This is a genomic window from Pontimicrobium sp. IMCC45349 (assembly GCF_047219225.1).
Lineage (GTDB): Bacteria > Bacteroidota > Bacteroidia > Flavobacteriales > Flavobacteriaceae > IMCC45349.
On the sequence record NZ_CP178208.1, the window covers coordinates 1776059 to 1795881 of the forward strand.

At 30.4% G+C, this 19823-nt stretch carries 20 protein-coding genes; 7 read left to right on the forward strand and 13 right to left on the reverse strand.

The features are described 5' to 3' along the window. The first annotated feature begins 1 nt into the window (after window position 1). The 3 genes from ACLII3_RS08255 (at window position 2) to tig (ending at window position 2843) form a co-directional block, all read left to right on the forward strand. Entirely contained in the window at window positions 2-1081 is a 1080-nt protein-coding gene (locus ACLII3_RS08255; protein WP_412983758.1) for an energy transducer TonB, read from the forward strand. Window positions 1082-1092: 11 nt separating this feature from the next. Then, window positions 1093-1440 (forward strand): phage holin family protein, encoded by a 348-nt coding sequence (locus ACLII3_RS08260; protein WP_412983759.1) that lies wholly within the window; start codon window positions 1093-1095, stop codon window positions 1438-1440. 80 nt (window positions 1441-1520) lie between these two features. Beyond that, window positions 1521-2843 carry a trigger factor gene (tig, locus tag ACLII3_RS08265; RefSeq protein WP_412983760.1) on the forward strand — a complete coding sequence of 441 codons (1323 nt, stop codon included), beginning with the start codon at window positions 1521-1523 and terminating at the stop codon, window positions 2841-2843. Window positions 2844-2894: 51 nt separating this feature from the next. Here the strand turns inward: tig and ACLII3_RS08270 are convergent, their stop codons facing one another. Further along, window positions 2895-4724, reverse strand: coding sequence for a pyruvate kinase (locus ACLII3_RS08270; RefSeq protein ID WP_412983761.1), 1830 nt, complete (start codon window positions 4722-4724; stop codon window positions 2895-2897). A gap of 128 nt (window positions 4725-4852) precedes the next feature. On the opposite strand from ACLII3_RS08270, the gene clpP reads away from it, so the two are divergent. Both clpP and clpX read left to right on the forward strand, forming a co-directional pair. Then, window positions 4853-5527, forward strand: a complete 675-nt coding sequence (clpP, locus tag ACLII3_RS08275) for an ATP-dependent Clp endopeptidase proteolytic subunit ClpP (protein WP_412983762.1) — start codon at window positions 4853-4855, stop codon at window positions 5525-5527. Window positions 5528-5545: 18 nt separating this feature from the next. Then, window positions 5546-6778 carry an ATP-dependent Clp protease ATP-binding subunit ClpX gene (gene clpX / locus ACLII3_RS08280; protein WP_412983763.1) on the forward strand — a complete coding sequence of 411 codons (1233 nt, stop codon included), beginning with the start codon at window positions 5546-5548 and terminating at the stop codon, window positions 6776-6778. Window positions 6779-7009: 231 nt separating this feature from the next. On the opposite strand, the gene ACLII3_RS08285 is transcribed toward clpX, so the two are convergent. Continuing rightward, window positions 7010-8521, reverse strand: coding sequence for a GH3 auxin-responsive promoter family protein (locus ACLII3_RS08285; protein ID WP_412983764.1), 1512 nt, complete (start codon window positions 8519-8521; stop codon window positions 7010-7012). 46 nt (window positions 8522-8567) lie between these two features. On the opposite strand from ACLII3_RS08285, the gene ACLII3_RS08290 reads away from it, so the two are divergent. Continuing rightward, window positions 8568-9365 carry a DUF2797 domain-containing protein gene (locus tag ACLII3_RS08290; protein ID WP_412983765.1) on the forward strand — a complete coding sequence of 266 codons (798 nt, stop codon included), beginning with the start codon at window positions 8568-8570 and terminating at the stop codon, window positions 9363-9365. On the opposite strand, the gene ACLII3_RS08295 is transcribed toward ACLII3_RS08290, so the two are convergent. The 3 genes from ACLII3_RS08295 to ACLII3_RS08305 all read right to left on the reverse strand — a co-directional run bounded on the left by ACLII3_RS08295 (window position 9362) and on the right by ACLII3_RS08305 (window position 13418). Next, on the reverse strand, window positions 9362-9985 hold the full coding sequence (locus tag ACLII3_RS08295) for a LysE family transporter (RefSeq protein ID WP_412983766.1): 624 nt from the start codon (window positions 9983-9985) through the stop codon (window positions 9362-9364). The genes ACLII3_RS08290 and ACLII3_RS08295 overlap by 4 nt on opposite strands. Before the next feature lie 40 nt (window positions 9986-10025). Next, entirely contained in the window at window positions 10026-12617 is a 2592-nt protein-coding gene (locus ACLII3_RS08300) for an AsmA-like C-terminal region-containing protein (RefSeq protein ID WP_412983767.1), read from the reverse strand. Window positions 12618-12713: 96 nt separating this feature from the next. After that, window positions 12714-13418, reverse strand: coding sequence for a queuosine precursor transporter (locus ACLII3_RS08305; RefSeq protein WP_412983768.1), 705 nt, complete (start codon window positions 13416-13418; stop codon window positions 12714-12716). A 72-nt stretch (window positions 13419-13490) separates the two neighbouring features. Here ACLII3_RS08305 and folK point away from each other — a divergent pair, with 72 nt between their 5' ends. After that, window positions 13491-14621 carry a 2-amino-4-hydroxy-6-hydroxymethyldihydropteridine diphosphokinase gene (folK, locus tag ACLII3_RS08310; protein ID WP_412983769.1) on the forward strand — a complete coding sequence of 377 codons (1131 nt, stop codon included), beginning with the start codon at window positions 13491-13493 and terminating at the stop codon, window positions 14619-14621. A 10-nt stretch (window positions 14622-14631) separates the two neighbouring features. Here folK and ACLII3_RS08315 read toward each other — a convergent pair whose 3' ends face one another. The 8 genes from ACLII3_RS08315 to ACLII3_RS08350 all read right to left on the reverse strand — a co-directional run bounded on the left by ACLII3_RS08315 (window position 14632) and on the right by ACLII3_RS08350 (window position 19744). Further along, the gene (locus ACLII3_RS08315; RefSeq protein ID WP_412983770.1) at window positions 14632-14886 is read right to left on the reverse strand and encodes a hypothetical protein; all 255 of its coding nucleotides are present in this window, start codon (window positions 14884-14886) and stop codon (window positions 14632-14634) included. A gap of 49 nt (window positions 14887-14935) precedes the next feature. Continuing rightward, window positions 14936-15790 carry a CPBP family intramembrane glutamic endopeptidase gene (locus ACLII3_RS08320; RefSeq protein WP_412983771.1) on the reverse strand — a complete coding sequence of 285 codons (855 nt, stop codon included), beginning with the start codon at window positions 15788-15790 and terminating at the stop codon, window positions 14936-14938. A gap of 48 nt (window positions 15791-15838) precedes the next feature. Beyond that, entirely contained in the window at window positions 15839-16381 is a 543-nt protein-coding gene (locus ACLII3_RS08325) for a hypothetical protein (protein WP_412983772.1), read from the reverse strand. 149 nt (window positions 16382-16530) lie between these two features. Then, on the reverse strand, window positions 16531-16866 hold the full coding sequence (locus ACLII3_RS08330; protein ID WP_412983773.1) for a heavy-metal-associated domain-containing protein: 336 nt from the start codon (window positions 16864-16866) through the stop codon (window positions 16531-16533). A 384-nt stretch (window positions 16867-17250) separates the two neighbouring features. Then, window positions 17251-18225, reverse strand: coding sequence for a permease (locus ACLII3_RS08335; RefSeq protein WP_412983774.1), 975 nt, complete (start codon window positions 18223-18225; stop codon window positions 17251-17253). Between the two features lie 6 nt (window positions 18226-18231). After that, on the reverse strand, window positions 18232-18471 hold the full coding sequence (locus tag ACLII3_RS08340; protein WP_412983775.1) for a thioredoxin family protein: 240 nt from the start codon (window positions 18469-18471) through the stop codon (window positions 18232-18234). Between the two features lie 115 nt (window positions 18472-18586). Beyond that, window positions 18587-19171: a sigma-70 family RNA polymerase sigma factor gene (locus tag ACLII3_RS08345; protein ID WP_412983776.1), complete on the reverse strand. Its 585-nt coding sequence runs from the start codon at window positions 19169-19171 to the stop codon at window positions 18587-18589. A 42-nt stretch (window positions 19172-19213) separates the two neighbouring features. Further along, window positions 19214-19744, reverse strand: a complete 531-nt coding sequence (locus tag ACLII3_RS08350; protein WP_412983777.1) for an RNA methyltransferase — start codon at window positions 19742-19744, stop codon at window positions 19214-19216. Window positions 19745-19823: the final 79 nt, after the last annotated feature.

Consider the following 19823-nt stretch of genomic DNA (forward strand, 5'->3'; position numbering starts at 1 on the left):
TATGAACAAAATAGTAAGTTTTAGTGTTTTTGTTTTATTTACATTTAACATTTGTGCTCAAGAAATAGAAATGTTTGAGGAAGTTTATCCTAATGGGCAAATAAAATTGTTAGGAGAACTTTTAGATGACAAAAAGAATGGTGAATGGAAAAAATATTATGAAACAGGAGAAATTTTAAAAATTTCTAACTATAAAGAAGGGAAGTTTTTAGATTCTAAATCTTATTATAAAAATGGTACTCTAAAGTTGGAATCAGAAAAAGTTGGAGAGGAAATTCTATTTAAGAGTTATTATGAAACGGGAGAGCTTTTTGAGGAAAGAATAATGTTTAATGGATATTTTAAAGAGTTTAATAAGGCTGGAGTACTACGAGTAAAAAGTAATTATGAAAATGGATATTTGTCTGGAACTTGGATTCAATTTTATGACACAGGAGAAAAGGAATGGGAAGTAAATTATATAGATGGATATAAAGAAGGTAATTATGTACACTACTATAGAAATGGTAAGGTAAAAGAAGAAGGAAGTCTTAGTAATAACTTAAAAGAAGGAAAAGAAAAAAGATATAACGAACAAGGATTTTTAGTGTGGGAAGGTTATTATCAAAAAGATACCTTATCAAAAAAATGGAAGAAGTATAATAGCTTAGGAAAAAAAATAAAAAGTGTTAAGTATGTTAATGGACAGACTATAAATAATGAAGAGGAATTGATTTCTACAAACATACCTAATGGTGTTATTAGTACTGCTGTTATTCATCCTGAATGTATAGAACTAATAGGGAATAAAGCTATAAAAAAATGTACAAGTGAAAAAATAACTAGACATATATCAAGAAAATTTAATACTGATTTAGCTGGAGATTTACAATTAGTAGGAAGACAAAAGATAATTGTTAACTTTGAGATAGATGAACAGGGTTATGTTATAGGAGTTCGTGCAAAAGCACCACATCCAGATTTAGAAGATGAGGCAATAAGAGTGGTTGAGTTGCTGCCACAGTTCAAACCAGGAACAAAAAGAGGAAAGCCTATGGAGTTAGCTTTTTCAATTCCTGTGATTTTTCAAATAGTTAATTAAAAATAGAACTTATGAAACTAATTATTAAACTCGCACTAACAGCTATAGCAGTAATAGTTATAGCTAAGTTGTTACCAGGAGTAACTCTAGATACTTATACAACAGCATTAATAGTGGCTGTAGTTTTGGCAATTTTAAATGTATTAGTTAAACCAGTTTTAGTCATTTTCACATTACCAATAACTATACTAACTTTAGGATTATTCTTGTTAATTATTAATGCATTAATAATACTTTTAGCAAGCGAATTAATAAATGGGTTTGCAGTTTCAAGTATCTGGACAGCCATATTGTTTAGCATACTTTTATCTATTCTACAATCCATATTACATTCAGTACTTAAAGAAGATAAAAAGTAGTCTGAAACACAAGACGTTAAAAAGTTTGTTGGGTGGTAAAAATATTGTACTTTTGCCACCCAATTTTTATATCATAAAAAATGAACATTACAAGAGAAAATATTGATGCGTTAAATGCAGTTGTAAAAGTAGATATTACAAAAAACGATTACAGTGATAAAGTAGAGAAGATTTTATCGGACTATCGTAAAACTGCAAACATTCCTGGATTTAGAAAAGGGCATGTACCAATGGGAATGGTGAAGAAGCAATATGGAAAAGCAGTATTAATTGATGAGGTTAATAAGCTTTTACAAGATGCACTTGGAAAATATTTAGTTGAAGAAAAATTAGATGTTTTAGGAAACCCATTACCAAAAGCACAAGATGATTTAAATTGGGATGCTGACGATTTTTCTTTTGAATTTGAATTAGGATTATCTCCTGAGTTTGAAGTTAAGCTAAAAGGTAAAAAAGCAATTACTCATTATAATATTGTTGCTGATGACAAGATGATTGATGATCAAGTTGTAAATATCCAAAAGCAATATGGGAAATTAGTTTCTAAAACTGAAGTTGCTGAAGAAGATGAGATTACTGGAGTTTTCAAAAATGAAGAGAAGGAAATTGAAAACACAACTACATTAACTTTAAATAAAATTAAAGGTAAAGTAAACGCTAAGAAATTTATTGGAGCTAAAGTAGGTGATGTAATTAAGTTAAAAACTAAAAACTTATTTAACGATGATCACGATTTAATGAACCACTTAAAAGTATCTCATGATGATGCTCATGGTTTAGAAATTGAAGTGACATTTACAATTAACGAGGTTAACGCTCGTGAATTAGCAGATTTAGATCAGGAATTATTTGATAAGTTATTTGGTAAAGGAAATGTAACTTCTGTAACCGAGCTTAAAGATAAGATCAAGGAAGATGCTGAAAAACAATTTGTTCAACAAGCAGATCAAAAATTACTTAACGATGTTACTGAGTACTTAGTAGAGAATACTAAGTTTGATTTACCAGCAGAGTTTTTACAAAAGTGGTTGCAAACTGCTGGAGAAGAAACTTTAGATGAAGCTCAAGCTAAAGAAGAATACGAAAAATCAGAAAAAAGTATTCGTTACCAATTAATCGAAGGGAAGTTAATTACAGAAAATAACTTACAAGTAAACTTTGATGAATTAAAAGCTTATGCTGCTGATATGATTAAAGTGCAAATGGCTCAATTTGGTCAAATGAATCCTTCAGAAAAAGAATTAGAAGATATTTCTGCTAGAGTATTATCTAATCAAGATGAAGTAAAGCGTTTATCTGAGCAATTAACTAGTCAAAAGTTATTAGGTTTCTATAAAGAAAATGCTAACTTAAAAGTTAAAGAAATGACTTATGATAAGTTTGTAAAAGAAGTTTATAGCTAGTGGTTAGCTAATGATAATATAAAAAAAGCACTTCTATTGGAAGTGCTTTTTTTATGCAATAGGATTAAATCGTAACTCAGGAAAAATGTTCTTCTTCTTTTTTTGTATACGTTGCATTTCACATAATATGTTATGAAGCATTTTTACCGCTTTTTCAATATAATAACCCTTATTTAGCATTACACATTCGGCTCTTTGTGCCATGGCAGCATCAGTAATTTCGGAGCGTGTAGGTATTCCTTTTTTTGCTAAAGTTTCTAGAACTTGAGTTGCCCAAATATCTGGAATATGTGCAGCTTCACATAAGCGTAGTATTTCTTCTTGAATAATTGCGAAGTTATCCCAACCCGTTTCTATAGCCAAATCACCTCTAGCAATCATTACACCAATTGGATAATTCTCCATAGCTTTTAAAATTATGCTTGGTAGGTTTTTATAAGCTTCTTGTGTTTCAATTTTTAATATTATTCCTAGAGTAGCCTCTAGTTGCTTCATCTCGGTAAGTAAGTCTTCAACATCCTGTTTGTTATTAACAAAAGAAAAGTTTACAGCATCAGCATGTTTAGTTACAAATTTTAGGTCTTGTTTGTCTTTTTCGGTAAGTCCGCTAACGTTTAAAATACTATTCGGAAAGTTAATGCCTTTTTCGGCTTTTAATTTTCCACCATTTTTTTTCGTACTAGTTATTTCAATTAGTAAGTAATCAGAGTGTTTTTCTTTAATAATACCTTCAATTTTACCATCATCAAAAAATACCTTTTCTTTAATGTTTATTGAAGAAAATACTTCTGGTAGCGAACATGAAATATGAGCGATTTCTATAACTTTTCCATTTTCATCTAACTTTGCAGGTTCACCTAAAATGGGAGCTTTATCTAAGCGTAATAAATCGCCTTCAAATAAATAGATGACTTCTTCAAGCGGCAGGATTTCTTGAACAGATTGAATTTCAGATTTCGATTTTTTCTCTAAAAACACATTCAGTAAAGTATCAGAGGTAACAAACGCAGAATCACTACATAAAGCCCAACGCCCAAAACCATCAGTCTCTTCGATAACCAGTTTACACTTTTTATCGCGAGCATCTTTAAAAATAATATAAGAACCTTTTTTAGTTTTCTTAAGCCATTTCTTATTTACAGGAATAATAAAATCGGCTGTTTTATGATTTGGAGGCAAAATACCAAAAGGAGCAAGCCATACTAATGCAGGATTTACTACTTGACCTAAGTTGTTTCGATGCGGTTTTATATGTACAACTTTTGGTCCAGGCTTCATTTTTCCTGTTCTTAATTTTGGGCCTCCTAAATCCATCATTATTTTACAATCTAGATCACTAGATTTAATATGTTCAATAATGGTTTTCCATACATTTTCATCATCATGAGCACAATTAATTCGTGCGGCATTCATCCCTTTTTTTATTAAAGATTTTGCAAAATCTTTTTCTTCAGCAGCAAGAGTTGGTTGGGTAACCATTATTCTTGTACGCCTTTTTTTATGAGACTTTCCAAAAAGAGCTTTTGTGTTTTTTTTAAGTAGATCTTTAGCCTCTTTATTATTTATAAAGGGTTCTTGAAGTTTTTCTTCTTTCTTTAAAAGTGTATTTAATATTGTTTTATAACTAATTAAACCATTTAATATACTGCCTTCATTATTTGAAGTGCTTGGAAGCTCTAAGTTGCTTATTTTTTCTTCAATTAAAACATTGTCAAAAGAACGTAAAGCAAGGTAATGAATTAAATTTTTAGCACTCCTTATGTATTTAGGATGAACATTGTTTATTTGTTCTTGATAGCGAGTTTCATACTCAGAAATTTTATCCAAGATCAAATCAATTTGAGTGTTAATCTCTTGCAGTTGTTCTGTGTTAAAAACCATAATAAATGTATTTATACAAAAATAACGTATTTCAAAGTTTTCCAGTGATGTTAAAGGTTAAATAAAAGTTTAAATTTTTAAACTAGAAGTTGTTATCTTTACAAATTGAAACATTAAAAATTTAATTGATGGATTACGGAAAAGAATTCAAGAAGTTCGCTATAAATGACCAAGGTATTAGTAGTACTTATTACGACAAGATTGTAAGTAGTATGACGCCAATGGGATTAACTCCAAATATTATTGAAGAACGTCAAATGAACATTGCTATTTTTGATGTTTTCTCAAGATTAATGATGGATCGCATCATTTTTATGGGCACAGCTATTAATGATCAGGTAGCTAATATTATTCAAGCGCAATTATTGTTTTTAGAAAGTGTAGATGCTTCTAAGGATATTCAAATTTACATTAACTCACCAGGAGGAAGTGTTTATGCTGGACTAGGTATTTATGATACAATGCAACTTATTAAGCCAGATGTAGCTACTATTTGTACAGGTATGGCTGCTTCAATGGGAGCCGTATTATTATGTGCTGGTGAAAAAGGAAAGCGTAGTGGATTAACACACTCTAGAGTTATGATTCACCAACCATTAGGTGGAGCTCAAGGACAGGCTAGTGATATTGAAATTACTGCTCGTGAAATTTTAACTTTAAAAGAGGAGCTATATAATATTATTAGTAAACATTCTGGACAAGATTACGACAAAGTATATGCAGATAGTGATCGTGATTACTGGATGAAAGCGGATAAAGCTCTTGAGTATGGCATGATTGACGAAATACTTTCTCGTAACTAAAATTATAATTAGAAACATATGGCTAAGGAAGAATTAGAATGTTCATTTTGCGGAAGGAAAAAGCCTGAAACAAATTTATTAATTGCTGGATTAGATGCTCATATTTGTGATAGATGTATAGAGCAAGCTCATGGTATTGTAATTGAAGAGTCTAAGCAAATAGACAGTAGTGAGCTTTCAGCAGAGTTAATGTTAAAAAAACCACAGCAAATTAAAGCGTTTCTTGATGAGTATATTATTGGTCAAGAGCATACAAAGCGCGTAATGTCTGTGGCAGTATATAATCATTATAAGCGTTTGTTGCAGCAACCAACAGATGATGATATAGAGATTCAAAAATCTAATATCATTATGGTTGGTCAAACAGGAACAGGAAAAACATTGATGGCTAAAACAGTAGCAAGAATGTTAAATGTGCCTTTAGCAATTGTTGATGCAACTGTATTAACTGAAGCTGGATATGTTGGAGAAGATGTTGAAAGTATTTTAACACGCTTATTACAAGCTGCCGATTATAATCTTGAGAAAGCTGAAAGAGGTATTGTATTTATCGATGAAATCGATAAGATAGCACGCAAAAGCGATAACCCTTCTATAACTAGAGATGTCTCTGGTGAAGGTGTGCAACAAGCTTTATTAAAACTATTAGAAGGAACTGTTGTTAATGTACCACCAAAAGGAGGAAGAAAGCATCCAGACCAAAAGTTTATTGAGGTAAATACCGAAAATATATTATTTATTGCTGGAGGTGCTTTTGATGGTATTGAAAGACATATTTCTAAGCGTTTAAATATGGCAGCTATTGGCTACAAAGCTTCGCACGATGACGAGATAGTGGATAAAGACAATATGCTTCAGTATATCATACCTAAGGATTTAAAAGACTTTGGGTTAATTCCTGAAATAATTGGTAGGTTGCCAGTTTTAACACATATGAATCCTCTTGATGCTAACACGCTTAGAGCTATATTAACAGAGCCTAAAAATGCGATTGTTAAGCAATATGTGAAATTGTTTAAAATGGATGAGATTGATTTATCTATTACAGACGATGCATTAGGATACATTGTTGAAAAAGCAATTGAGTATAAACTTGGGGCTAGAGGGTTACGTTCATTATGTGAAGAAATTCTAACAGACGCTATGTTTAGTTTACCAGGAAGTGATGAGACAAAACTTGAGGTAACAAAATCGTATGCAGAAGGTAAGTTAACAAGAACAAGACTTAAAAAACTTAAAGCAGTATCTTAATTATTGCTACTATAATAAATTAAGAAACCACTCTAAAAAGAGTGGTTTTTTATTTAAGGATATTAATTAATAGTTGCTATTATATCTTAGATTATTTCTTCGTTTGAGGTTTAAAAGTAGTATTAAAACTGTAAGATAAAAACTTCAAATCTGTTTTTTAGACAAAGCACGAATTATACTCGTTTAAAGAAAAGAGAATGTATTTTTTACCGATAAAATACAGGTGCTTTATTATTCTAATCTTAATAAATCGTCAATATAATCTCTTGTGTTAGATAATCGAGGGACTTTATGTTGGCCTCCTAATTTGTCATTGGCTTTTAGCCAATCGTAAAACAAATTTGTTCTAGCGATATTAATTTTTGGCTTATTAAGAGTAATGTTATTGTAACGCTTAGCTTCGTAGTCGGAGTTTAAAGCCTTTAATGCGTTGTCAAATAATTCATTAAAGTAATCTATGTCTTTTGGAGGTGTTTTAAACTCAATTAGCCACTCATGTGCACCTTTTTCTTTACCTTCCATAAAAATAGGTGCAGCAGTATAATCTACAATTTCAGCTTTCGTTTTTTTGCATACTTTTTTTAAGGCATCTTCAGCATTTTCAATAATAAGCTCTTCTCCAAAAACATTTATATGGTGTTTTGTTCTTCCAGATACTTTAATTCGGTAAGGATTTGTTGATACAAATTTTACTGTATCACCAATTTTGTAGCGCCATAACCCAGCATTTGTAGTTATTACAATCGCGTAGTTTTTATTTACTTCAACTTCACTTAAAGGAATAATAGTTTCTTCAGGTGTACCATAGGTGTCCATAGGAATAAACTCATAAAAAATTCCATAATCTAACATTAGCAGTAAATCGCTAGAGTTGTTACGATCCTGAATTGCAAAAAAACCTTCCGAAGCATTATATATTTCGTAGTATTTAAAATCCTTTTTAGGAAGAATAGTTTTGTATTGATCTTTATATGGTAAAAAGCTCACGCCACCATGAAAGTATACTTCAAGATTAGGCCAAATATCAAATAAACTTTGTTTACCTGTAGTTTCTAAAACATTATTTAATAAAACGAGCATCCAGGAAGGCACACCAGCAAGACTTGTAACATTTTCTTGAATGGTTTCGTCTACTATTGCTTGCATTTTGTATTCCCAATCACTCATTAAAGAAACTTTGCTACTAGGAGTACTACTAAACTCAGCCCAAAAAGGCATATTGTCAATTAGTATAGCAGATAAATCTCCAAATACAGTTCCGTTTTCTTCATAGAGCTCTTTACTGCCTCCAAGTCGTAAACTTTTTCCAGTAAACAATTGCGATTCTGGATTGTTGTTAAGGTACATACATAATAAATCTTTTCCAGCAGCATAATGACAATCTTCTAATGATTGCGTGCTTACTGGAATAAATTTACTTTTAGCATTAGTAGTACCACTTGATTTTGCAAACCATTTTATAGGTTTTGGCCAAAAAATATTACTTTCTCCTAAGCGTGAACGTTCAATTAAGTTTTCATATTCTTCATAAGTAGATATTGGAATGCGTTCAGTAAACTCCCGATATGTTTTTATTGATGCAAAGTCGTATTTTTTACCAATTTGTGTGTCTTTCGCTTCTTCAACTAAGTCAAGTAAAAGCTCTTCTTGAACTTCATTAGGGTATTTTAAGAATAATTCTATTTGATGAAAGCGCTTTTTTAAAAACCACGATGCAACAGAATTTACTATAGGAATTGGCATAGTTTGTATATCTTTACGAAAGACTAAAAATAACAAAAATCTTCATATGCTGTATCAAGGAGTTCTTACAAAAATGGAAACTCAGTACGAAAATCCAATTCAATACTTTTTAGTGTTTGAAAATGATTTTTTAAACATGAATCAATTATTAGGTAAAACTATAAAAATCAGTTTTGTAAAGTATCAGTGTTTAAATTGCGGATTAGATAAACCAAAATACAGACAAGGTTTTTGTAAAAGCTGTTTTTATGAAGTACCACAAGCTGCCGATTGGATTATGCGTCCAGAATTAAGTACAGCTCATCTTGGAAAGGAAGATAGAGACTTAGAATTTGAAAAAAAAGCACAATTACAACCTCATATTGTGTATCTGGCTAATTCAAGTAATGTAAAGGTTGGTGTAACAAGAAAATCACAAGTGCCAACACGTTGGATAGACCAAGGTGCTCATGAAGCGATTGAAATAGTAGAAGTCCCAAATCGTTACTTAGCTGGTATTACTGAAGTAGCATTAAAGGCACATGTAAGTGATAAAACAAATTGGCGAGCTATGTTGAAAAATGATGCTAAAGATGAAAATCTTGTAGCATGGAGAGAGCGTTTAAAAGATTTTATTCCTGATGAAACCAAAGCTTATTTTATTGACAATAATGCCGAAACTAACTTAGAGTTTCCTGTTTCTAAATATCCTATAAAACCAAAAAGTTTAAACCTTCAAAAAACACCTGAATATTTTGGTAAATTAGTTGGTGTAAAAGGGCAATACCTCATTTTTGAAGACGAAACCGTTTTTAATATTAGAAGTAATGAAGGTACTGTTGTTGGAATTGATGTAGTAGCTTAAAACGCATACAACTTAGTAGCTTGAAATAATGCAATAACTACCAACAAAATACCTGTTAGTCTATTAACGTGTTTGTTTATATTTTGAACCCTATTTTTAAGAGTAATACTGAACTTACTATATAAATACAACACAAATACTTTTCCTAAATAGACACCAAAAAAGAATAAGAATAATACTAATATGGACGATTGCAGACTGAGCATAAAATCGTTTTTATTAATAAATCCAATAGCAAGAATCCAATAAATAAGTACTGGAGGGTTAAGTAATCCTAAAGCAAATCCAGTAGCGTATTTAGATTTTAAAAGACGTTTCTTTTTAGTTTGTTTAGGTGATTGCTTTTTAAATAATAAAAAGCTTCCGACAGCTAATAATATAAAAACAAGCATTACTTGAATCCACATATTATTATCAATAAAAGTTCTTACTATAGTATTGCAATGTAATGCATAATAGGATAATATTAATTCAGCAACACCAGCTGCAATTGCAATTTTAAAAGCTTGATTTACATCTTGTTTAATTGTAGTGTTAATTACTGCAATATTTGAAGCACCTAAAGGTAATGCGCCTAATGTAGATGCTAAAAAACCAATAAGAAGATATAGTAAAATCATATCCTCTTTGTTGTAATGATTTTATGAAGCTTACAAATAATTAATTTTTTATACTGTCTTTCTTTTTTTTCTTCTTACTAAAAATATTTCCTAAAACATTATTTAAAACTTCACCAGTATTAGAGTTAGTCTTGGTGCTGTCGTTTGATTTGGTATTGTTGTTTAGAATATCATTAAGTAAATTTCCACCTTGATTAAGTAGTTGTTTTTTCTTAATCTCAATTAACTGATTAGTTAAGTTAGTTACACTTTTACTTAAATCTGTTGTGATTGTAGGCTTGGTTAGTACACCTCCAATATTAGCAGTTACAGGAACTGTGATTCTTTGAGCTTCATTAGCATCAATTTGAGATAAAAGACTAGTTATTTCATTTCCTAAATATTTAGCTGGTACATCAAAAACTGTACTGTAATTAATGCTTTTGTCAAAACCATGCGAGCCAGAAACGGTAATATTAATGTCTTTATATTTTATATCAAATGGTTTTACAGCTACTTGTCCGTTTTCAAATGATAAATGTGTTTTTATGTCTTTTAAGTTTAGCTTACTTAAGTCAATAAACCCTAATTCTTGATCTAGTTTGTTAAATAGTTCAGTGTTTTTTGGTTCAATTTTAGTAGTAAGAAGTTCAGCTAATGCATTTCCAGATACAGTGCTAAGATTAGGCGTATAAGCTTCATCTAAACTACCTGATAAATTAATATTGCTATTAAGTTTTCCCTTTAAAGCATTAGCGACAGGAACTAAGGCTTTAAACAGCTTTAAATCACTAAATGATTTTGAAATATCTAAATCAGAAGCATCTAAATCGACATTAAATGTTGGCACTTCATTTTGTGTGTTAACGATACCATCCATTGTAATTTGACCATCAAAAATATCAGATTTTAAACCTTTAAATTCAGCCTTTTCATCTTTTAAAATAAGGGTGCCTTTTACATTATTTAGAGTTAGATTATCATATAATACTGTGTTTGCATTTGCATTAATGGTACAATCTAAAAATGCAGGGATTTTTAAAATCTGACTTTCAGAATTCGTTTCAGTATCACTTGATTCGCCTTCAATCATAAAATCGCTTACAGCAAACCTATTAGAATTCACGTTAAAATTCCCTTGTAATGTTTTATTACTTAATAGAAAACCAAGTAGATTTTCTAATGTTCCTGTTGCCTCTATATCTGATGTTCCAGAAGTAGCATTGAAAGCGGTTAGTTTGATTGATTCGGTTTTAAAATCAATATTAGCATTGCTAATATTTAACGGATTGACAATGTCTTTTGAAGAAAATACAAAATCAGAAATATTTACAGTTCCGTCATTTTTAATACGTTCGTAAGCATTGGTTTCAATAGCATTCATGTCAAAAGAAGTGTCTAATTTTCCTTTAAGAGTACCACTTAGGGCGTTTTCCAATTCAATAGGATATGCTTTTGTGATGTTAGCAAGATTTAATGTGCCATCAATATGAGCGCCAACAAATATGTTTTTTGTTAAATCTTTAATGGTAGCTGATGCTTTAAAAGTGTCTTGATCAATTTTAAATTGTAAATCATTAATTGCTACAAACGAATCATCAATATTACCAGACGTATTTTTTATGTTCGTATCAATAACAATATTCTTTACACTTTTTGGCAAGTCAGGGAATTTGAAGCTTGCATTGTTTGAACTAATATTTATGTCAAAGCTTGGAATAGTAGTTTTAGTTAATTCTCCCTTAATTTTACCGTTTACTTTAAAGTCGCCAGAGGTTTCAACAGAGGTTAAATTAGCTGCATATTGTTGAGGTACTAAAGCTAAAAAATCTTTAAATGATGATTCGGGATTTGTAAATGTAATATCCATTTTTTGACCTTCTTCAATAAGCTGAAGAAACCCATCAAACTCTAATGGTAATTTATTAATGAAGGCTTTATTGTCTTTAAAAGTATAGATGCTTTCTTTTAGATTCATACCAATAATAGCATCTAGCTTTATGTTGTTGTTATTTAAATATTGAGCACTGTCAATACTTAAACTTATTTGAGATGTCGTTTTGGTGTTAAGTTCAGATTGTTCTTCAGAAAAAACACCATTTCCATAGTGATTAAATTCTGTTAAACTGAAATACATTTTAGAACTTTCATCTAAATAAGAGATTGCACTGTTGGTGATTTTGTAGTCTTCTAAACTAAATGTAAACCCTGACGAAGACTCATTATTACTTTCATTTGCTGCTGATGGTTTAGCAATGTCGTAATTAGCTTGTCCATCTTCATTAGAAATAATATTTATTAAAATATTGTCAATAGCAATTGCATTTATGGCAATTGGTTCGTCACTCTTTGTTTTAAACAACTCTTTGATGGATAATTCTAAAGCAATAGACTTAGCACTAACTAAAGTATCGTTTTCAAAAGGAGCGTAGTTAACAACGGACAAATCATCTATTATTATAGTAGCATCAGGAAAGCTTTTTAATAAGCTTAAGTCAACATCGGTAAATTCAACTTTGGCATTAATGTTATCATTAATAAAGTTTTTCACCATGTCTTTTATTTGAGATTGAAAAAGATAAGGTGTGGCTATTAATAAAATAAGTAATACTAATAGAGTGATGCCAACGCGTTTTAATATTTTTTTGACCATTAATTGAGTAATTAAACCTGTAAAGTGTTACTGACAAGAATATATACGCAAAAATGATGCAAAAAGTTGAGTTAAGCTTACGATTTAATATAAGTTTTACATTAAATCTATTTCTTCGTTTATTTTTAAATTGAAGCGTTTTCTAAATATGAAGACACCTAAATATAGTAATGGTGTGTCTAGAGCAGCAATCATTACTTTAAATAAAAAGCCAGCAATAAGCAGACCAGTAAATAAGTCCCAAGAAATTTCACCAAAACTACATAGCAAGAAAAGAACAGTAAATGTATCTACAAACTGTGAGAGGAAAGTAGAGAAGTTATTTCGTAACCACAAGTGTTTACCTTTAGTTAATCGCTTCCAAAAATGGTAAATCTGTATATCAATAAATTGGGCAAATAGGTAAGCCATCATACTAGCTAATACAGCAATAGCTGTGCTGCCAAAAACAGTTGTGTATAATTCATCTTGAACAGGGGACCAGCTGGTTGCAGGCACCATATTTCCTATGTATACAATTAACATAGAAAAAAGAGAAGCGAAAATACCCATAACAACAATGTCATTAGCTCTCTTTTTACCATAAATTTCACTAATTAAATCTGTAATTAAAAAGGTAATGGGATAAGGCAATAAGCCTACTGAGATTTCAAAAAGTTTGGTATTAAACACTTCTAAATCAAAAGGATGCCAATAAAAGAATTTTTTAAAAATAAGATTAGAAACCACTAGCGATGTAATAAATAAAGCTCCCAAAAGCATATAAATTCGTTGCGCTAATAGTTTATCTTTTGCAGTCATTGAAAATTGTGAATAAATAGGTTTCGTAAATATAATCTATTAATTTTTTATGTCGTTATTTTGTCAGGCTGTATGGAGAAACCGCAAAATATATATATCGCTTTAGGAAGTAATAAAGGTGACAAGTTTAAAAACTTGCAGTTGGCTATTGACCAAATTCACTTAAAAATTGGAGCTATAAAAAGTATTTCTAAAGCCTATAAATCTCCTGCATTTGGTTTTGAAGGAGATGATTTTTTGAATGCTTGTATTTTGGTGAATACACATATGAAACCCAAAAAAGTAATGAGTACATTACTGGCAATTGAAAAAGATTTAGGGAGAACAAGAGGAAAAAAAACTGGCTACGAATCGCGAGTTATTGATTTGGATTTGTTACTGTTTGAAGATGAGGTTTTGGAAACAAAAAGTTTAATCTTACCACATCCCGAAATGCAAAAACGATTATTTGTTTTACAGCCATTAGCAGATATTGCAGGAAAAGTAATTCATCCAAAACTGCATAATTCGGTTATTGAATTATTAGAAGATTGTGAAGACAAAAGCGAGATAAGTCCAATAAATATATGGCTTAAAAATCCAAGTAAAGCATACGATTTTTCATTATATAACTATATCGCGATTGAAGGAAATATTGGTGCAGGTAAAACTAGCTTATCTACAATGATGTCTTACGATTTCAACGCTAAGTTAATATTGGAGCGTTTTGCCGACAACCCGTTTTTGCCAAAGTTCTATAAAGAGCCACAACGTTATGCTTTTACCTTAGAAATGTCTTTTTTAGCAGATCGTTACCAGCAAATTTCTGACGATTTATCTCAGCTCGATTTATTTAAAGATTTTATTGTTAGTGATTACGATGTGTTTAAATCGCTAATCTTTTCAAAAATTACATTGCCAGAAGACGAGTTTAAATTATATAGAAAGTTGTTTTACCAAGTGTATAAAGACATAGCCAAACCCGATTTGTATGTGTATTTATATCAAAACACTGAACGTTTACAACAAAATATAAAGAAACGTGGCCGCAATTATGAGCAAGAGATTGAAGATGAGTATTTAAACAAAATTAACGCAGGTTACCTAGAGTTTTTAAAAAGTCATCCTGAATTTAATGTAAAAATCATTGACATTTCTGATAAAGACTTTGTGAAAAACCGAGAAGATTATCTTTGGGTTTTAGAACAGATTTGTGAGGTTTAGTTGGATGAGTTTATAAATCAAACCATTTAATAATTGTATCTGTTATTTCTTCAATTTTTTTGTTGCTTATAGATAATCCGTAAGTAACTGTTAGTTCACTAGATAAAACTCGCTTTATTTTATCATCACTATATCCTTCTTGTAGATTAAGAATTAGCTTTTCACTTAGCTTAGTAAAGCTTTTATTATTTCCGCTAATCATTATACCTGTTTTGTATATAATCTTACTTAAAGAATATATATTGTATTTGTCTAATTTTTTCATTGAAAACTCACTTTTAAATAGATAAGAGATTTCTTCAAGCAATATAATATTATAAACCTTCTTTTTCAGCTTTCTTCCAAAAATATATAGCGAATAGTGTTGTTACAATAGGAATCATAAAACCATATTCGTCAATCCAAAATGTAGAATTGTCATTAGTAACCGTTAATGGTGAACAAATTTTTTGGATATAAATATTATGAATAGAATGGAAAATAGCAGCTGGCCACAAACTATTGGATTTAAAGGTGTAATATGCTAAAATTACCGAAACTCCAACAATCATAATCGTAAAAGCGCTTATGTGTAATAATAAATGGTCACCTCTTCCATACATTAAATTAATAATTGGATAATGCCAAACAGCCCAAATAAGACCACTAACAATAGAAAGTGCTTTAAAGGACATTACCTTTCGCAATTCAAAAATTAAAAAACCACGCCAACCAATTTCTTCTCCTAAAGTAGATCCCAAGTTTTTTACCACGCCAACTGTTAAGAGTAAAATTACCATAACAATAATTACTAATATTTGGTTAGAACTATCTATACCTAACTCATTGCTCCATGAAGTTACTTTGTTAATATTAATAACATCTCCAAAGCCAAATAACCATATAAGTACATAGGCAATAGAAACATATAAAATTGGAGTAAAGTAAGCGAGTTTTATATACTTGAGTTCTTTTACGCGCCAAGGCAAACTCAATATTGTACGTTTTCTAATTTTTAAAGTTATAAAGCTTGCTAAAGCTGGAGACAACATTAATGCGCCAACATAGATACTTGTTGGTTTGAGTTTTAAAATGGCAAAATATGCGATTGCACTTAAAGCAGTAGTTATTGATAAAAATAAAGCAATAGTGTTCCAGGTGTCTTTGCGTTCTTCAATTACAGTTGCCATTTGTTTACTTTGGTTAGTTTATTAAAAGACGAGAATTGAAGCGTTTTGTTACTTCGATTTTAGTTTTAGATATAAATAAAATGGAATAAAAATTGGCAAGGAAATAAAAAAAATAGAATATCTCTTTATGTTTTCAAGTGTTGAAGTTCCCCATTTATTATCGGTTCTAGTATTAATAAAATCTTTGAATATGAACTTACGGTTTATTGGTCCAAATTTAGATCCCCAACCATTATTTATTGGGACATCTAAATTGTTAAACTCATAAACAATAGTTTGAGTGTGTTGGTTCAATTTAAAAAAGTAATAACTGTTTTCCGATTTAGCAAAACACCAGTATTCATCAGTTGTATCATCTAGAAACTCTGAAGTGTTAATCATTTTTTGAAATTCAGACTGCAATGCAATTAGAGTCTTTACATTTTGACAGTCATATTCCAATATATTAGAGCGTTCTCCAGCTACTTTTAAAAAATCAAGATAGATTTTAGGAAATGAAAACGAGGTTTGAGTAATAAGAAATTCGATGTCATGATCTTTAAATCCAATATTAGGATCTAAGTCATTTTTTATATATCGAATGTTTTTCATTTTTTGAAAATTATTGTTTCAACTTACAAAACAAATCTCAATAAAGGACATCGAATAGGCTAAAATATTTATGCTATTTCTTTGATAGAAAAAAAAGTCATATGAATTTAAATTCATATGACTTTTTAATTAAAACATTAAATTTAAAACTAGTGTTCAATTTTATAAGCGGTTTTATTAATGGCAATTTTAATAGCTTCTTCGGTACATTTTGTAGTGTCAAACCAAACGGTTAATTTTCGTTGCTTGACATTGGCTTCCGATTTGATGTAACCTTCAACTTCTTTTAAAGAATATTCTACAATTCCTGTGCAACAGGATTGCTTAAACCCTTTAAGTGTATAAGTTTTTTTTACAATAGTATTTTTAACGTTCTCTGTTTTTGGATTGGCTTTTGTTGTTGATTTTGATTGACTGTAACTTAAGTTATAGCTAAATAATAAAAAGCAAAATACAATAAGAGTTGTGGTTTTAATTGTTTTCATAATAGATGATATTTAATTGATTAAATAAGGTAGTATCAAGATGATGACTGTTAATATGGTAATGCTCCATAAAAAGAATTTTGATTGAAAAAAAGAGACTGTTTTGCGTTCTTTTGTGTTCAGTTTAGAAAGTGTTTTTTCTTGTTCTGTTGAGCAACACGCTGTCTGTTTTTTAGGGAAATAAGCGCGATATAAGTTGTAGCTTATTGCTAGTAGACTAAAAAAGATTAAATAGTTTTTTATACTAGAAAGCCAAATAAGTTGAGAGGCGCTAATGCCTAACATACCTGCAAGAGCCATTAAAGGACCAATGCAACAAGTGCAAGCTGCTAGTGCAGCAAAAACAGCACTAAGTGATGATAGTAGTGATTTCATGAGTTTTGTTTAAAAAATGATGTTAAAAAAGAATCCAGATAGTATCATTCCAATACCTATAGTGGTGAAAAATGCAATAATCAACTTGCGTTGCATAACTTTTTTAAGAAGTAAAGCTTCAGGAAATGATAATCCTATAGATGCCATCATAAAAGCAATTGCTGTTCCTAAAGGTACGCCTTTGTCAACTAATGAATCAATAATGGGCAATATACCAACAGCATCAATATATAATGGAATGGCTAATACAACAGCTATTGGAACTGCAAATGGATTTGATTTTGAGATATAGGTTTCAAAAAAGGATTCAGGAACGTAACCATGTATAAACGAACCTATTGCTAAACCAATAAATATATAAGGGATTAGCTTTTTTAGAGTTTTTAGAGCTTCAGCGTGAATTTCTGGTAAGCGCTCCTTAAACTTACGGCCATCTTTTGTTACCTCAGCCTTTTGTGTTCCTAAGTTTTTAATCCAATCAGCAACATGTTCTGCCATTCCTAATTTTTCTAGAATTATACCTCCAAGTACACCAAGTAAAATACCAGTTAATACATAGATAACGGTTACTTTCCAACCATAAGATACCCAGAAAATTGCAATGGCAATTTCATTAACTAAAGGTGAGGTGATTAAAAATGACAATGCAATGCCTAATGGAATTCTTGCTTGCATCATTCCAACAAATAAAGGAATAGAAGAGCATGAACAAAATGGCGTAATAGCTCCTAAAAGGGAAGCGAAAATGTTACCAACACCAGATTTTTTATTCCTTTCTAAATACACTCTGATTTTATCCATAGGCAAATAACTGGTTACAATACCCATGAGATAGGTTACTAAAATGACTAAGAGAACTATTTCTGTAAAGCCGATAATAAAATAATGAAGTGCATGAGCAAAAACAGTGTCTTGTCCTATTCCGAATATATCATAAACTAAATAGTCTGCGATACTCGAAAGTAGTTGCGTTAAATTTCCCATAAGACTTTAGTTTAATAAGGCTAATAATTTTGCGTCACTAGCATAATGTTTGTAATCATATACATTACCATTAATCACTAGTGAAGGAAAGATCATAGTACCATAGATCATGGTGTCTTTTAATTCTGAGAGCTCCTCTATAGAAATGCTAATATTGTTTTTAGAAGCAATCTTTTCAATTTGTGCTTTAATAGGAGAGCCTTTAGCACAACAAGATGAGTGTAATATTTTAATTTCAGTTTTCATAAGAATGGTTTTTATAATTAAACTTTTCTATGAAGTCTGAAACAAGACACCAAAAGACACAAGTTTTGAGAATTATTTTTAAAATAATTTCAAAAACCAGTTTAAGTTATTGGTTTTAAGTGTTTAGTTTTTTTGAAATATTATGAAGAGGTTCACAGGAATCTTTAATCGTACAACCTATAAAATTACCTTGTCTGTCGTATTCAAGATGACAACATTCTACAAATAAAGCTCGTAGTTTTGTGCGAGCACGTTGAATACGCATTTTGGTAGCCGATAATTCTAGATTGAGTTGTTTTGCAATGTCCTTTTGAGGTATTTTATCAATATCACTTAACATTAGAGGAACTGCATAGTCCTTAGGTAGCATTTTAATCATTGGAATGACGTAATCTGAAACCATGATTTTGGAAATCTCCGAACCTGATTCATCTTCTATATTCCAATCATTTTCAATGTTGAAATCCAAGTTATGCTTTTTGTAATAATCATAGATTGTATGTCTACTCACTTGAAAAAGCCACGCTTTAATATTTTCAATGTCCTTAGACTTTTGATGTGTTTCAATCAATTTTACCATGACTTCCTGAACAATATCATCGGCTAAAGTCTTATCCTTTACTTTACCGAAAATATAGGATTTAAGGTAATTGTATAACTCCTTAACAACTTCGTTTATATTACAGCATTCTTTTTTCATCTTAGATTTAAGATAAGACTATTACATAATAAGAATAAAGTATTAGTTCCTCAACTTACAAAACAAATCCCAAATCACGACGCCACAACTCACAGAAATATTTAGCGAATGTTTGGTGCCATATTGAGGAATTTCAATAACAGTATCACTAGCACTAACCACGTCTTGTTGTACACCCTTAACCTCATTACCCATCACAATGGCATATGTTGTATCAGATTCAGGTGTAAAATCGTTGAGCATTGTCGAGTTTTCAGCTTGCTCAATAGAAAGGATTTTTACGTTTTCAGACTTTAGTTTTTCAATTAGTGTTATAGTGTCTTCTACATATTCCCAAGTAACAGTATCTGTGCTTCCTAATGCAGTTTTATGAATGTCTTTATGAGGAGGTGTTGCAGTAATACCACACAAGTAAATCTTTTCAATTAAAAAAGCGTCGCTCGTTCTAAAAACACTGCCTATATTATTTAAGCTTCTAATATTATCAAGAATAACAATAATAGGTGTTTTTTTAGCTTCTTTAAAAGCATTAACCGATAGTCTGTCTAACTCACTGTTTTTTAGTTTTCGCATTTTTCAACAATTGTAAATAACTTATAAAATTTCAGTTTTAAAAAACATCAAATTATAAGTACATTAGCGTTCTTACTAT

Coding starts and splice junctions, on each gene's coding strand:
- ACLII3_RS08340 (WP_412983775.1), bottom strand. CDS start 18,471: ATGAAAACTGAAATTAAAATATTACACTCATCTTGTTGTGCTAAAGGC.
- ACLII3_RS08290 (WP_412983765.1), top strand. CDS start 8,568: ATGCTGTATCAAGGAGTTCTTACAAAAATGGAAACTCAGTACGAAAAT.
- ACLII3_RS08270 (WP_412983761.1), bottom strand. CDS start 4,724: ATGGTTTTTAACACAGAACAACTGCAAGAGATTAACACTCAAATTGAT.
- ACLII3_RS08350 (WP_412983777.1), bottom strand. CDS start 19,744: ATGCGAAAACTAAAAAACAGTGAGTTAGACAGACTATCGGTTAATGCT.
- ACLII3_RS08345 (WP_412983776.1), bottom strand. CDS start 19,171: ATGAAAAAAGAATGCTGTAATATAAACGAAGTTGTTAAGGAGTTATAC.
- ACLII3_RS08260 (WP_412983759.1), top strand. CDS start 1,093: ATGAAACTAATTATTAAACTCGCACTAACAGCTATAGCAGTAATAGTT.
- ACLII3_RS08305 (WP_412983768.1), bottom strand. CDS start 13,418: ATGACTGCAAAAGATAAACTATTAGCGCAACGAATTTATATGCTTTTG.
- ACLII3_RS08330 (WP_412983773.1), bottom strand. CDS start 16,866: ATGAAAACAATTAAAACCACAACTCTTATTGTATTTTGCTTTTTATTA.
- tig (WP_412983760.1), top strand. CDS start 1,521: ATGAACATTACAAGAGAAAATATTGATGCGTTAAATGCAGTTGTAAAA.
- clpX (WP_412983763.1), top strand. CDS start 5,546: ATGGCTAAGGAAGAATTAGAATGTTCATTTTGCGGAAGGAAAAAGCCT.
- ACLII3_RS08255 (WP_412983758.1), top strand. CDS start 2: ATGAACAAAATAGTAAGTTTTAGTGTTTTTGTTTTATTTACATTTAAC.
- folK (WP_412983769.1), top strand. CDS start 13,491: ATGGAGAAACCGCAAAATATATATATCGCTTTAGGAAGTAATAAAGGT.
- ACLII3_RS08300 (WP_412983767.1), bottom strand. CDS start 12,617: ATGGTCAAAAAAATATTAAAACGCGTTGGCATCACTCTATTAGTATTA.
- ACLII3_RS08295 (WP_412983766.1), bottom strand. CDS start 9,985: ATGATTTTACTATATCTTCTTATTGGTTTTTTAGCATCTACATTAGGC.
- ACLII3_RS08335 (WP_412983774.1), bottom strand. CDS start 18,225: ATGGGAAATTTAACGCAACTACTTTCGAGTATCGCAGACTATTTAGTT.
- ACLII3_RS08315 (WP_412983770.1), bottom strand. CDS start 14,886: ATGAAAAAATTAGACAAATACAATATATATTCTTTAAGTAAGATTATA.
- clpP (WP_412983762.1), top strand. CDS start 4,853: ATGGATTACGGAAAAGAATTCAAGAAGTTCGCTATAAATGACCAAGGT.
- ACLII3_RS08325 (WP_412983772.1), bottom strand. CDS start 16,381: ATGAAAAACATTCGATATATAAAAAATGACTTAGATCCTAATATTGGA.
- ACLII3_RS08320 (WP_412983771.1), bottom strand. CDS start 15,790: ATGGCAACTGTAATTGAAGAACGCAAAGACACCTGGAACACTATTGCT.
- ACLII3_RS08285 (WP_412983764.1), bottom strand. CDS start 8,521: ATGCCAATTCCTATAGTAAATTCTGTTGCATCGTGGTTTTTAAAAAAG.